Here is a 12,794-nt window from a genome sequence, read left to right on the forward strand (position 1 = left end):
AGGCCTTCAGGCTCCATCGTCAACATCCGTCCAGGCCGATGTCAGCCCCAAATTGGCGACCGCACGCTCCCAACGCTTAGACAAGGTGCCGTCGATGACCGTGCCGCCAGACTCCACAAAACAGCCACCGCGCTCAACCGCATCATCGGCCAGCCAGGTCAATGTCGGAGAAGGAAACGCTTCTTGCAATGGTTCGCGCAGCACCTCCAGGTCCAAGGGATGCAATTTGACAATTGCCCGCTTGCCATCCATGACCAGCATACCGAGCGCCTCTCGAATCACGGGCTCCAAGGCGGTCTTGTCGATGGCAAGCTCACGCCGTACCACTTGGCGCGCCAAACTGCATGCAAGCGCCAGTACCTGCTGCGCAATATCTTGTTCCGCTTGGGTCAATCGCTCCTGCATGCCAGACAATATTTGTGCCAGCGCACGCGCCGTCTCCACGCCCTGCCCCTGCACGAACGCGTCCAAACGCTGGTTTCCCTCGTTCATCGCCTCGGTATGGCCCTGCGCATACCCGGCTGCATGGCCATCTTCCCAGGCCCGATCCAGCCGGACCTGCTCGGGCTCTTCCGGCTCTGGTTCTGGCTCCGGAAGCTGCTCCACCACCAAGGCCGGAGGGCCTACGGAACCAAACTGCCACTCCGATACAACCCCCAGTTCTTCACTGCGAATGAAGCGGGAGTGGGTCCGGGCTTTAGACGAAGCTGTCATCGCCACCCGTTCCCAATACAACCTGTCCTTCGTCCACTAAGCGACGCACAATTTTGAGCACTTCCTTCTGCTGAGCCTCGACTTCTGACAAGCGCATTGGGCCACGGGATTCCAGATCTTCGCGCATCGTTTCTGCCGCGCGAGACGACATATTGGCCAAGATTTTCTCTTTCAACTCTGGCCCCGCGCCCTTCAAGGCCACGATCAAGGTCTCCGATGCCACTTCTTTCAGCACCAGTTGGATGGACTTGTTGTCCAGCTTGATGACGTCATCAAAGACAAACATCTTGTCGACAATCTTCTGCGCCAGATCCGAGTCAAAGCCTTTGATCGACTCGATGACCGTGCCTTCGATATTGGCACCCAGCAAATTGATGATTTCGGCCGCCGCCTTGACGCCACCCAGGGAGGTCTTGCGGATCTTGTCGCCGCCCGCCAGGACCTTAAACAAAACCTCGTTCAAATCCTTCAGCGCAGTAGGCTGGATACCCTCCAAGGTGGCCACCCGCAACAGCACCTCGTTACGCTGGCGTTCAGTCAATTGCTTCAGCACTGCCGCCGCCTGCTCGTAGTCCAGATGTACCAGGATAGCTGCAACGATTTGGGGGTGCTCATTGCGCAGCAGCTCGGCGACAGACAGCGGGTCCATCCACTTCAGGCTTTCAATCCCGGATACATCCCCGCCCAGCAAAATGCGGTCAATCAGCAGTGAAGCCTTATCGTCGCCCAGCGCGCGCCGCAGCACCGCCTTGACATAGTCGGCGGTATCGGTGACCAGCAGGCTTTGGGCTGCGGCTGCGCTGGTAAACCGCACCAACACCTGGTCGACCTTTTCCCGTGTCACAACCTTGGTCTTGGCAATCGTTTCGCCCAGCTTTTGTACTTCTTTCGGCGACAGATGCTTAAAAACCTCGGCCGCCTCTTCTTCGCCCAGAGACATCAGGAAAATGGCGGCGTCGGTGAGACCTTGTTCATCCATGGTGCTCTTTCATGCGCCGGCCTCTCAGCCTGCGGACTCTCCGTTAATCCAGTTTTTCACGATATTGGCGACTGCCGTAGAGTTGGTTCGGGCCAGTTCTCGCGCATCCTCCAGCCGCAGCTGGTGCTCGGTGGGGGCCAGTACCTGCACACCATCCTCGTTAAATGTCGTCGGCCGCTGCGTATCGTTGGCAACCAAGGCATCCAATGGCCCGCCCAGAGAGCCCATCGCCGGCGAACCATCGGGCCCGAAGCCACCACCCACGGGACCACCTGAAGGGGCGGCCTTGGGAGTCGCCATAGCCTTCAAACCAGGGCGTACCAAGCCCAGAATAACCAGGGCCGCCAGCAACAGCGTGCCCACAGGCCAAGCCAGGCTGCGCGCCATCTCCAGCGTCTGCGGTTGCTTCCAGAGAGGTGTGTCGTCCACCACCGGGGCTTGCACCATAAACGGTGCGTTCATCAGGTTCACAGAGTCGCCGCGGTCTTTGTTGAAGCCAATCGACTCCCGCACCAGGGCAGTCATCTGTTCGATTTGCTGCTCGCTCAGAGCCTTGGTGACGGGTTTACCCTTGTCATCTTCGGTGGTGGCGTGGTTCACGACCACGGCGGCGCTCAAGCGCTTGATGGCACCGGAGCCCCCCCGCACCACCCGCACCGTCTTGTCCACCTCGTAATTGGTAACAGACTCTCGTTTCATGGTGCCGCCATTGGCACCTGCCGCTGCATTGCCCCCCCCGGCCGTCAAAGGCACGGCCGCCCCATTGATGGGTGCCGCTGCCGACGCTGGCGGCTGGTTGGAGGTTGCACCAGGAACACCGCTCGGACCCGCGTTGGCCGCGTTGCCGCTGCTTTCCACCACTTGCTGGCTCCGCACCGCGCTTGCGTCACTGGCCAGATTGGGCTTGTGCATCTCGGCAGTCGACTCGGTCTGCGAAAAATCAACTTCCGCAGTCACCTGGGCCTTCACATTCTGCCGCCCCACAATGGGCTCCAGCATGTCCAAAATACGGCGGCTGTATTGCTGTTCTATGCGCTGCACATACTGCAACTGCTCTGCATCGGCACCACCGGTGGTGCTATCGGGCGACTGCGACAACAGCTTGCCTGTGTCGTCCAGCACACTCACGGCGCTGGGCTGCATCTCTGGCACGCTGGAAGCCACCAGATGCACGATGCCCGCCAACTGGGTACGGTCCAACGACTGACCGGGGTGCAAACTCACCAGAATGGATGCCGAAGGCTTTTGCTGTTCTCTGAAAAACCCGTTCTGGTTGGGCAACGCCAAGTGCACACGGGCACTGGAGACCGAGGACAACGCCTGTATCGAACGGGTCAGTTCCCCCTCGAGCCCGCGCTGAAACGCCAGGCGCTCCTGGAACTGCGTCATACCAAAGCGGTTGGCTTCCATCAGCTCGAATCCGGAAACCGAGCCCTTGGGCAAACCCAGCGACGCCAGCCGCAAGCGGGTGTCGTGTACCCGGTCGGTGGGCACCAGGATGGCCCCGCCACCCTCAGTGTACTTATAGGGAACATTCATTTGCGACAGCTGCGCCACGATGGCGCCGCCATCTTTGTCCGCCAGATTGGCGTACAGCACCTTGTATTCGGGTTGCCGCCCCAGCACCAGAGCGGCAATCACCACCACCACCAGCAAGGCAATACCCGCACCCAAGCGCATGCGCTGCGGGCGGTCCAAATTGGCCAGCCTTTGCGTCAACGGTGAACTAACGGGTATTTCGGCAACTGCAGACATCATGCTTTCCGGATCGGTATGGCGCGAGCTTGCTCCACGGACAATGGAGATTATTCGGGCTGGCCGCCAAACCATCGACCCAATAAGCTGGGGATTTGGCAACCATTTCCCCGCAATGCTACAGCGTCGGTGTCGCTACGATCCAGGCATTGCATCCATCACCAGGAGGAACCGCCATGGATCTCCGCTTGTCACCCATTTCGCCCAGCCTGCCCAGCCGTACCGGGGCCACCTCACGCATCAGCCCGGCAGCCACACAAGACACCAAAAGTGCCGGCTTTGCAGGCGCGCTAAAAGGCGCACTCACAGAGGTCAGCGCCGCGCAGAACAATGCAACCCAGCTGCAAAAAGAAGTGCAGATGGAAAACCCGAACGTCAGCTTGGAAGAAACGATGGTGGCGATCCAGAAAGCGCAAATCGGCTTTCAGGCCACGTTGCATGTACGCAACCGCATGGTGCAGGCGTACAGCGACATCATGAATATGCAGGTCTAACACCTGCTTGACTGGGCTCTCCCTGGCGGGAGCGCCCTCCCGCCCCTCAATGCAGCAGTTGGGGGCGGCGCTCCAGAATCTGTTCAAACTGCTGAATCCAGGGCTCGGTCAAACAACGGATTTGCGCGTCGTTGCGCAAAATACGTTGCATGATGCGGGCCTTTTCTGTTTTGTGCTCAGGAGTCAGCTGCTCCGCCAACGACTGGTGGCGCAGTTGCTCGATCAACACCGCACAAGCCCCCTCATAGCGCACGACCTCGTCCCAGTTCTCATGCTGGGCAGCCTGCAGCATCTTGTGGCTGCTGTCTTCAATGGCTTTGTAATAGTCAATCAGAATTTGCGACATAGTCTGGGTCCGGCACGATAGGTGAATTTAGATTTTTGCGACAGGAGACACAGCGATGCTTTTCCAGGCATCAAACACAGGGGCAATCAATTGCACGACCTCGTCAACCAAAGCCGCATCATTTTTGAGATTGGCCGTCGTCAGTTGCAAGATGCTGTAGTTGTATACACCACGCAGGTTGAGCGCCAGATCACCACCAGATTCGATATCCAGCGACAACTTCAGACCCTCGTCCAGAATGCGCACTGCCTTGGACAAGGCATTACCCTTGCCTTCCAGGTCGCCGCGGTCGATACAACCACGGGCGGAATACAGAGATTGCATCAAAGCTTCAAACAACAGGCAAACCACTTGGTGCGGACTGGCTCCCTCTACACTGGTTTGAGCGCCGACTCGCTTGTAAGCAGATGCAGCTCGGGCGCTAACTGGAGTAAACATGGTCGTGGATTCCATTGGACTTGATACTTTAGTTATCGGCATGGCCCATAGAAACTCAAATCAAAAATTGGCATTTGGAAAAATTCAGATCCCTGGGTACACAACAGCGAGCAGTACTCCTATTTACTGCTGCTATTCCAAACCTCTACCTGCTGCGTGATGTAGGTACTAAGCGCACTCAAGGTGGCCATCTTGGTGTCCAGCGCGGTATAGGTGGCACGCAAACGCTTTTCTACGGCTGCTGCACGTGCAGTCACCTTGTCCTGCTCGGCTGTATTGCGCTTGGTCTCCGCGGCCAGCGCATCGGCCTTGTTGTTCATTGCACCACTGAAGGACAGCAAATCCGTCGTGAAGGCTTTCACCTTGCGTGCCAAGCCATTGCTGGCGACATCGTTGTTGTTCTGGGCAAAAAAGGTTTTGACCTTGTCCGGGGTATCCAGTGCCGTACTCAGCTTGGCTGCATTCACAGTCAAATTGCCGTCTTGACCCATGCTGATACCAAGTTCATACAAGCGGGTCACGCTGCCACCTGTCGTAGCCGTTCCCATCATCGAACGCAAGCTGTTGCGCAAGCCAATCGCCGTGGCATCCCCCTGCAAATCCCCTGATGTTTTCGAGGTGGCATCGTAAGCCGTGGCATCGGCCAGGTATTTGTTGACGGCGTTGTAGGCATCCACAAAGGCCTGGATATTGGTCGTCAATGCCTCTTTGTCGTTGGTGGCGGATATCTCCACGTTGGTACTGGTCACCTCGGATGCGGTAATCGTCAAACCCGCAATCACGTCCTTGAACTTATTGGTCGTGGAGGTCACGGCAATGCCGTTGATCGTAGCCTTGGCGTTTTGCCCGGCCTGGTAGGTGTTGGCGCCCATGCCGTAGGGGGTAACCGCCGACAAATCAAAGGCCAGACGCGACAAACCACTGCTATCGGTGTTGTTCCCATCGCCATCGGTGGCCAGGATACGAAAACCTGCGGCCTCTCCTGTGGCGGACGAACGCAACATCAAACGGTCGCCAGACGCATCGGTCAACACCGTCGCCACCAGGCCCGAGCCGGAATCATTGATCTTGGTTGCGATCTGGGCCATGGTGTCGGTAGCCGTCACCGTCACAGCCACGCTGGCCGCCGATCCTGCCGTAAAAGCATTGCTGGCCCAGGTGCCCAGCTGCAAGGTCAGGGTGCCCGAAGACCCGAGCGCCGCGCCGGCAGTCACCGCAGTTGACGCCGTAGACTGGGCTTTGGCCAGCTGCGACACCCCGACGTTAAAACTGGTCGCCGAGGCCAGGCCGGTTACAGAAGCCGACACCGCCGAGCTATTCGAGGACGACACCGACAGGCTGTTCCAGCCGCTGTCCAGCGTCATTTTGGAAGCAGCATCCGACAAGGTGGACACCAGCGACTTGATCTGCGAATAGTCGGAGATTTTGGTCTGGATAATCGTGGCCTTGGTTTGCAGCGTTGTCAAAGGCTGCTTTTCCAACGCCACCAGCTTGGTGATGATGGACTCCACCTCCAAACCACTGCCAATACCGGTTGATGAAATACCCATGATGACCTCCGAGAGCGGTGCCTGCCACGCTGAATGCGAATAGCTGTATTTGTATCCGCATTCCAGAAGGCAAAACGGCGGATAAAGGGGGTTCCTTTATCCGCCTTCGAGTTTTAGCACCTTTTTACCAATAAGCAACCTGCATATCGGGGTCGCCTTGGCAACCCGAACCTGCAGACCGCGGTGCTTACAAACTTATTGCAGCAGAGACAGCACGCTCTGTGGCAGCTTGTTGGCCTGGGCCACCATGGCGGTACCCGCCTGTTGCAGGATCTGGGTGCGCGACAGATTGGCGGTTTCCGACGCGAAGTCAGCATCCACAATCCGGCCACGTGCAGCGGAGATGTTTTCCACGCTGATCGCGATATTGCCCACGGCGCTTTCAAAGCGGCTTTGCAAAGCACCCAGATCCGCACGTGCCGAATTCACCTGGTCGATGGCCGCATCGATCTTCTTCAGGGCCACCCAGGCATTGCGCTGCGTGTCCACCGTCAAAGTGTCGATACCCAGGGCATCGGTAGTGGTATTGGTCGCATTGATATTGGAAGCCAATGCGCCGCCGGCCAGGCCGGTGGTGGCGGTGGTGAAACCAGCCAGGGTCACGACCTTGGCATCGCCAGCCGAGTCCAGTTCGCTGGACATCAGGTCGATACGGTAGGTCTGGTCGTCGTTTTGCGACAGAAATGCTGTCACACCGGTATCAGCAGACTTACGGTTGATCGCCTCAACAATTTGACCCATGCGTTCTTCGCCAGAGCTGGCAGCGGCAATCGCCCCCAGATCGAAAGCGGCCGAGTCACCGGTCACCGACACGGTCAACACGTTGGTGGCGATAGAAGTCAGCGTGCTGACGGCGGAGGCATCAACATTGCTGGCAGCTTGGTCGAATGCGTAAGACACATCGGACAAACCCGAGGCAGTAGAGTCCGTCAGTGCACCCACAGAAATGTTGTCACCAGCGTTGGCACCCACTTGGAACACCGCACCGGCGAACGAACCGTCCAACACTTTTTTACCGTTGAAGGTGGTTTGCTTGGCAATCCGGTCGACTTCGTCGGTCAGCTGGGAAACTTCAGCCTGCAGCGCGGCACGGTCGGCCTTGCTGTTGGTGGCATTGCTGGCCTGTACCGCCAGTTCACGCATGCGTTGCAGCATGTCGCCAACCTTGCCCAAAGCGCCTTCAGCGGTTTGCGCCAGCGAAATACCGTCGTTGGAGTTACGGGCACCGACCGTCAAACCTTTGGCCTGGGTCAGGAAACGCTCGGAAATCGCCAGACCGGCGGCGTCGTCCTTGGCGCTGTTCACCCGCAAACCCGAGGACAAACGTTGCATAGACGTCGCCAACGAGTTGGCCGACGACATCAAATTGCGCTGCGCATTGAGCGAATTGATGTTCGTATTGATAGAGGTGGACATTTCAAAGCTCCTGAAGGGTTGAGTTCAATGACGAACCAGTGAAAAGGCCCGTTGAGTATGTTTTCGGGTGCCCCACAGAAAACTTTAGGCCTGACATGTAAATAACCCGGCTTTTCTGCCGCTTATCGCGCCACTGCATTTTTGCCCGATGCCCACAATTTACTTACCGCTCATGGTCGTTGGCCAGCTGAGCTGACCCGAACTGGCATAGGCCAACTTTCATCTGAAAAAGGAGCTCCGTAATGGCTGCAACGATCAACACGAATATCAATTCGCTCAATGCGCAGCGCAACCTGGCAACCTCGGCCAACTCGCTGGCAACCTCCATGCAACGTTTGTCCTCGGGTTTGCGGGTGAACAGCGCCAAGGACGATGCCGCCGGTTTGGCCATTTCGGAGCGTATGAGCACCCAGGTGCGCGGCCTGACCGTAGGCGCACGCAACGCCAACGACGGTATTTCGCTGGCGCAAACCGCTGAAGGCGCGTTGGGCAAAGTGGGCGACATGCTGCAACGTATGCGTGAATTGGCCGTGCAGGCCAGCAATGCCACCAACAGCAAGGCCGACCGCGCCGCGCTACAGGCCGAAGTCTCCCAGTTGACCGACGAAGTCGACCGGATTGCCAAGCAAACCTCGTTCAACGGCAAAAAGATCCTCGACGGCTCGTTTGCCGGCGCCGTATTCCAGGTAGGCGCCAACTCCGGCGACGTCGCATCTCTAGGTGCATTGACCAATTCGACCGCCAAGGGTCTGGCCGACATCTCCTATGCATTCGACCAATCCTCCAGCAATGTGGACGCTTCTGCCGTCAGCACGCTGACATCCATCGCCACCAATACATTGACGATCTCGGTGACAGGCGACACCGCAGCCTTCGACCTGGGCGCCATCGAAGCGGCCAACTCGGGTGAAGAACGCATGGGCCAGGTGATCGAGGCCATCAACCGCAAGTCCTCCGACACCGGTGTCACCGCCTTCCTGTCGCAAAACGACGACCAAACCTACCGCATTGACCTGATGTCCGCCGAACTGGACTCGGCCGGCGATGCCAAAGTTGTGACGCTGGCGGGCTTCTCGCTGGCCACCACCGGGCTAGCCGCTACCACGCTGGCCTCTAACATCAACGCCACCGACACCACCACCGACGCTCTGGGCATCGACACCTTGACGGTCGACACACAGCGCAACTCCTGGGTGGCCCTGAAGAAGATCGACGCCGCCATCGACCAGGTGAACTCGGCGCGCGCCGGTCTCGGTGCTTTGCAAAGCCGCTTTGAAAGCGCGGTCAGCAACATCAGCATCCAGATCGAAAACCTGGCCGCCGCCAAAGGACGGATCGTAGACGCCGACTTCGCCCAGGAAACCGCCAATCTGTCGCGGACCCAGATCCTGCAACAGGCTGGTACCGCCATGGTAGCCCAGGCCAACAAGCTGCCACAGAGCGTGCTGACCCTGCTGCAACAGTAAGCCGGTACCTACGCCCCAAACAAAAAAGACCCCTCGGGGTCTTTTTTGTTTGGGGCTCAGTTCTTAGACAAAACAGGGCTCCAGCGCTTATTTAGATTGCGCTAGCAGCTATGGATAACATAGCAACCGACGATTTTGCATACAAACGTTTACCTAACCCACGCGCTTCAGGAAGCCTTCGGGCGCCACCGTCACCATCAGTCGCGACTCGGCGGTCGGGTCCACCGCAAACTCCGGGTGGCTCTTCAGCCATTGGCGGGTGGCGGTCTTGGGGTTGTTGCCGATGTCCCAGGGGCGGTCGGCAAAGAATTTGGACGGCATGTCTTCTACAAAGGTGTCAAACACCACGCAGTAGCTGCCCGGAGTGACCAGCGGCGCATACGCATCCAGCTCGCCCAGCACATGGTCGTGGGTGTGCATGGAGTCCAGAAACACCATCACTTTTTTGTAACCCTGGGCCGCCGCCCGCACCTGGGCCACCACATCCGAGTCGATGGACGAGCCCTGCACCATGTGGATACGGCTGGCCATGGGGTGGGCTTCGATAGCCGCGCGGTTGTGCTCGCGGATGTCGATGTCGATGCCGATCACCTTGCGCGCCGACACCCGCGGGTCGATGCTGTTGCCGCTTTCAATCGCATCGCACATGTCCAGCATGGCCAGCATGGACGCGCTGAGTACCAGCGAGCCCCCGTGGGCAATGCCGGTTTCGATGATGAGATCCGGCCGCACCGTCCACACCAGCTCCTGGATGGCCACCATGTCCTGCGGGTACTGGATGATGGGCCGGCCCAGCCAGTCAAAGTTGTATACATACTTTTTGTCCATCGACGTTTGCAGCCATTGGCGCGACAAATCTTTGAACGCGGCGTCCTGCGCGTAGGCGCTGAGCCGCTCTTGGCGCTCGGCCGCGAATTGTTGTTCTGGGGTGCTCATGGTGATCTCCTGTTGACATCAAGGTGTGGAATGGACCAGGGCGGCCAGGCCCTGCTCCAGCGTAAAAGCAGGTCGCCAGCCGGTGGCCAGCAAGCGGGTGTTCTCGCCCACCAGCATCGGTGGGTCGCCGGGGCGGGCGGTTGCCAGGGCCAGTACCGGGGCCGGGTCGGCGTTGCACAAACGGGCCAGGGTCTGCACCACGTCGCCGATCAGCGCCGGTTGGCCCGAGCAGATATTGAAGTTGCCCTTGCAGCCCTGCAGCAGCAGGGTCGCCAGCGCATTCGCCGCATCCGGCACATACAGCATGCCGCGGTAAGCCGCCAGATTCACCCCGAAAGGCTCTGCCTGGCCGCGGAACACCCGCAGCAGCGAGGGCAGCATGCGCTGGGTGGCCTCGCCCGGGCCGAACGGGAAGAAGATATGGCCCCAGGCCAGCGACACACCGCGGGCAGCGCACAATGCCGCGGCCATGCGGCGGGTCGCGTCCTTGGCCACACCGTACAGCGTGGCCGGCGCATAGGGCGTGGCGTCTTCGCGCAGATAGCCGGCGGCCCAGTCGTATTCGGCGCAAGTGCCGGCAATGGCCACATGCCGGCCACCGGCGTCGCAAAAGGCTTGCAGCAGGCGCAGGGTCGCGTCGACCCAACGAAAGTTCAGCGGCGACGCCCAGTACACGCCGTATTCGGTGGTCCAAGCCAAGTGCAGAAGATGGCTGGCACCGGCCTGCTGCACCGCCGTAGCCAAATTCGCGCCGTCGAGCAGATCGCAATGCACCAGGGGTACATCTTCAAAACCGGCCGGCAGGCTGCGGCCCAGTACCACCACCTCGCAGCCCTGCGCGCGCAGGCTGGCCAGCACGTAGCGACCCAGGTAGCCGCTGGCGCCGGTGAGCAGTACCTTCACGGCCACACGACCAGCCCCGGCACGGCGGTGACGAAGCGACCACCCCAGTCGCGGATATAGGCCAGTTGCTCCATCACCTCGGCCTGCAGGTTCCACGGCAGTATCAGCACATAGCGCGGCTGCTGGGCGCGCAGATAGGCTTCGTCGACGATGGGGATGCGGCTGCCGGGCAGGTACTTGCCCTGCTTGGCCGGGTTCTTGTCCACCACATAAGGCAGCAGGTGCGGGCGCACCCCGGCAAAGTTCAGCAAGGTGTTGCCCTTGGCGGCAGCGCCGTAGGCAGCAATGCTGTGGCCGGCATGCGCGCCGCTTACCAAAAATGAGAGCAGCTCGCGCGCTATCCGCCTGCTCTGGGCGCCGAATTGGCTATAGAAGTCGGGGCTGCGCATGCCAGCCGCTTCCTCGCCCAACAGCAGCTGCTGCACTGCAGGCGCCAGCGGCTGGGTGCCGGTATCGGAGCGCTGGGCAAACACGCGCAGGCTGCCGCCGTGGGTGGACAACTCTTGCACGTCGAACACCTGCAGGCCGTTGGCCGCAAAAATGCGCTGAACAGCGGTGAGCGACAAATAGGAATAGTGCTCGTGGTAAGCCGTGTCGAACTGGCACTGCTGCACCATCTGCTGCAGGTGCGGAAACTCGAAGGTGGCCACGCCCTGGGGTTTGAGCAACACGGCAAAGCCGGCGACGAAGTCGTTGATGTCCGGCACGTGGGCCAGCACATTGTTGGCCGCGGTCAAATCCGCCTGCCGGCCCTGGGCCGCCAGTTCCTGCGCCAGCGCCACGCCAAAGAAGCGCTCGACCACTGCGATGCCCTTGGCCTTGGCGGCGGCCGCGGTGCTGGCTGTCGGCTCGATGCCGTAGCAGGGCACAGCGGCGGCCTGCACGTATTGCAGCAGATAGCCGTCGTTCGACGCCACCTCAACCACCATGCTCTGGGCGCCCAGCGCAAAGCGCTGCTGCATCGCATCCACATAGCTTTTGGCATGGGCCAGCCAGGAGCTGGAGAAGCTGCTGAAGTAGGCGTAGTCGTCGTTGAACAGCGCATCGCGCCCGGCGTGGTCTTCGGTCTGCACCAACCAGCAGGTCTCGCAGACCAGCAGGCGCAGCGGGTACCAGAGCTCGGGCGCGTTCAGCGTGGTCTCGGTCAGATAGGCGTTGCTGGGCGGGGCGCTGCCCAGGTCCAGGAACGGCAGGCTCAGCGCACTGGCGCAGTGGCGGCATTTCACAAATGCACTCCTTCAAAATCGTCACCAATCAAGGCGTGTTGGGCGTCGCGCGGTGACAGGCCTTGCACCGGCAGCGGCCAGGTGATGGCCAGACGCGGGTCTTGCACATGCAAGGCGGCCTCGCTCTGCGCCGCGTAGGGCTGGGAATGGCAGTAGAGCATTTCCACGTTGTCGGTCAGCGCCTGGAAGCCGTGGGCGAAGCCCGGCGGAATCAGCAGCGCGCACTGGTTGTCGGCCGACAGGCGCTCGGCATGCCATTGCAGATAGGTGGGCGAGCCACGGCGCAGGTCCACCGCCACGTCCCAGACTTCGCCCTGCAAGCAGTTCACCAGCTTGGTCTCGGCATGCGGCGGGTGCTGAAAATGCAGGCCGCGCACCGTGCCCCGTTGGGCGGTGAAGGTGTGGTTGATCTGGGCGATAGGGCCGGTCCAGCCCGCCAGGGCCAGCTCTTCTGCGCAGAACAGGCGCGACAAAAACCCCCGCGCATCGCCCAGGCGCTGGCGCTGCACGCGCTGCAGCCCGGCCAGGGGTGTGGACTGGATGTCGAACCGGCTCATAGATCAAATAGGCC

The 12,794-nt window shown here is 60.1% G+C and carries 13 protein-coding genes; 2 read left to right on the top strand and 11 right to left on the bottom strand.

The window, feature by feature from the left end; all coding sequences use genetic code 11:
* Window positions 1-6: 6 nt before the first annotated feature.
* The 3 genes from J2X19_RS21105 to fliF are packed head-to-tail and all read right to left on the bottom strand — an operon-like array spanning window position 7 to window position 3,448.
* Window positions 7-714 (bottom strand): FliH/SctL family protein, encoded by a 708-nt coding sequence (locus tag J2X19_RS21105; protein WP_310376266.1) that lies wholly within the window; start codon window positions 712-714, stop codon window positions 7-9.
* On the bottom strand, window positions 698-1,693 hold the full coding sequence (fliG, locus tag J2X19_RS21110) for a flagellar motor switch protein FliG (protein ID WP_116606951.1): 996 nt from the start codon (window positions 1,691-1,693) through the stop codon (window positions 698-700). The genes J2X19_RS21105 and fliG overlap by 17 nt, the downstream gene beginning before the upstream one ends.
* Window positions 1,694-1,717: 24 nt before the next feature.
* Window positions 1,718-3,448: a flagellar basal-body MS-ring/collar protein FliF gene (gene fliF, locus J2X19_RS21115; protein WP_310376270.1), complete on the bottom strand. Its 1,731-nt coding sequence runs from the start codon at window positions 3,446-3,448 to the stop codon at window positions 1,718-1,720.
* 176 nt (window positions 3,449-3,624) lie between these two features.
* On the opposite strand from fliF, the gene fliE reads away from it, so the two are divergent.
* Complete coding sequence (gene fliE, locus J2X19_RS21120) at window positions 3,625-3,942, top strand: flagellar hook-basal body complex protein FliE (RefSeq protein ID WP_116606950.1); 318 nt, start codon at window positions 3,625-3,627, stop codon at window positions 3,940-3,942.
* A gap of 46 nt (window positions 3,943-3,988) precedes the next feature.
* Here the strand turns inward: fliE and J2X19_RS21125 are convergent, their stop codons facing one another.
* The 4 genes from J2X19_RS21125 to J2X19_RS21140 all read right to left on the bottom strand — a co-directional run bounded on the left by J2X19_RS21125 (window position 3,989) and on the right by J2X19_RS21140 (window position 7,692).
* Entirely contained in the window at window positions 3,989-4,288 is a 300-nt protein-coding gene (locus J2X19_RS21125; protein ID WP_092762567.1) for a flagellar protein FliT, read from the bottom strand.
* A gap of 27 nt (window positions 4,289-4,315) precedes the next feature.
* Window positions 4,316-4,726 carry a flagellar export chaperone FliS gene (gene fliS, locus J2X19_RS21130; protein ID WP_116607006.1) on the bottom strand — a complete coding sequence of 137 codons (411 nt, stop codon included), beginning with the start codon at window positions 4,724-4,726 and terminating at the stop codon, window positions 4,316-4,318.
* A gap of 119 nt (window positions 4,727-4,845) precedes the next feature.
* Complete coding sequence (fliD, locus tag J2X19_RS21135) at window positions 4,846-6,276, bottom strand: flagellar filament capping protein FliD (protein ID WP_310376274.1); 1,431 nt, start codon at window positions 6,274-6,276, stop codon at window positions 4,846-4,848.
* Between the two features lie 195 nt (window positions 6,277-6,471).
* A complete protein-coding gene (locus J2X19_RS21140) occupies window positions 6,472-7,692 on the bottom strand; it encodes a flagellin N-terminal helical domain-containing protein (RefSeq protein WP_310376276.1) in 1,221 nt (406 codons plus the stop codon).
* 242 nt (window positions 7,693-7,934) lie between these two features.
* On the opposite strand from J2X19_RS21140, the gene J2X19_RS21145 reads away from it, so the two are divergent.
* Complete coding sequence (locus tag J2X19_RS21145; protein ID WP_310376278.1) at window positions 7,935-9,158, top strand: flagellin N-terminal helical domain-containing protein; 1,224 nt, start codon at window positions 7,935-7,937, stop codon at window positions 9,156-9,158.
* Between the two features lie 153 nt (window positions 9,159-9,311).
* Here the strand turns inward: J2X19_RS21145 and J2X19_RS21150 are convergent, their stop codons facing one another.
* From J2X19_RS21150 to J2X19_RS21165, 4 genes are read right to left on the bottom strand one after another with little or no spacing between them, the layout of a single operon-like run.
* Complete coding sequence (locus tag J2X19_RS21150; protein ID WP_310376280.1) at window positions 9,312-10,094, bottom strand: cephalosporin hydroxylase family protein; 783 nt, start codon at window positions 10,092-10,094, stop codon at window positions 9,312-9,314.
* 18 nt (window positions 10,095-10,112) lie between these two features.
* A complete protein-coding gene (locus J2X19_RS21155; RefSeq protein ID WP_310376282.1) occupies window positions 10,113-10,997 on the bottom strand; it encodes an NAD-dependent epimerase/dehydratase family protein in 885 nt (294 codons plus the stop codon).
* A complete protein-coding gene (locus J2X19_RS21160) occupies window positions 10,994-12,223 on the bottom strand; it encodes a class I SAM-dependent methyltransferase (RefSeq protein ID WP_310376284.1) in 1,230 nt (409 codons plus the stop codon). Before J2X19_RS21160 ends, J2X19_RS21155 begins: the two co-directional genes overlap by 4 nt.
* The gene (locus tag J2X19_RS21165) at window positions 12,220-12,780 is read right to left on the bottom strand and encodes a dTDP-4-dehydrorhamnose 3,5-epimerase family protein (protein ID WP_310376286.1); all 561 of its coding nucleotides are present in this window, start codon (window positions 12,778-12,780) and stop codon (window positions 12,220-12,222) included. The genes J2X19_RS21160 and J2X19_RS21165 overlap by 4 nt, the downstream gene beginning before the upstream one ends.
* Between the last annotated feature and the right edge of the window lie 14 nt (window positions 12,781-12,794).

This window comes from Rhodoferax ferrireducens (assembly GCF_031458075.1).
Classification (GTDB): domain Bacteria; phylum Pseudomonadota; class Gammaproteobacteria; order Burkholderiales; family Burkholderiaceae_C; genus Rhodoferax_B; species Rhodoferax_B ferrireducens_A.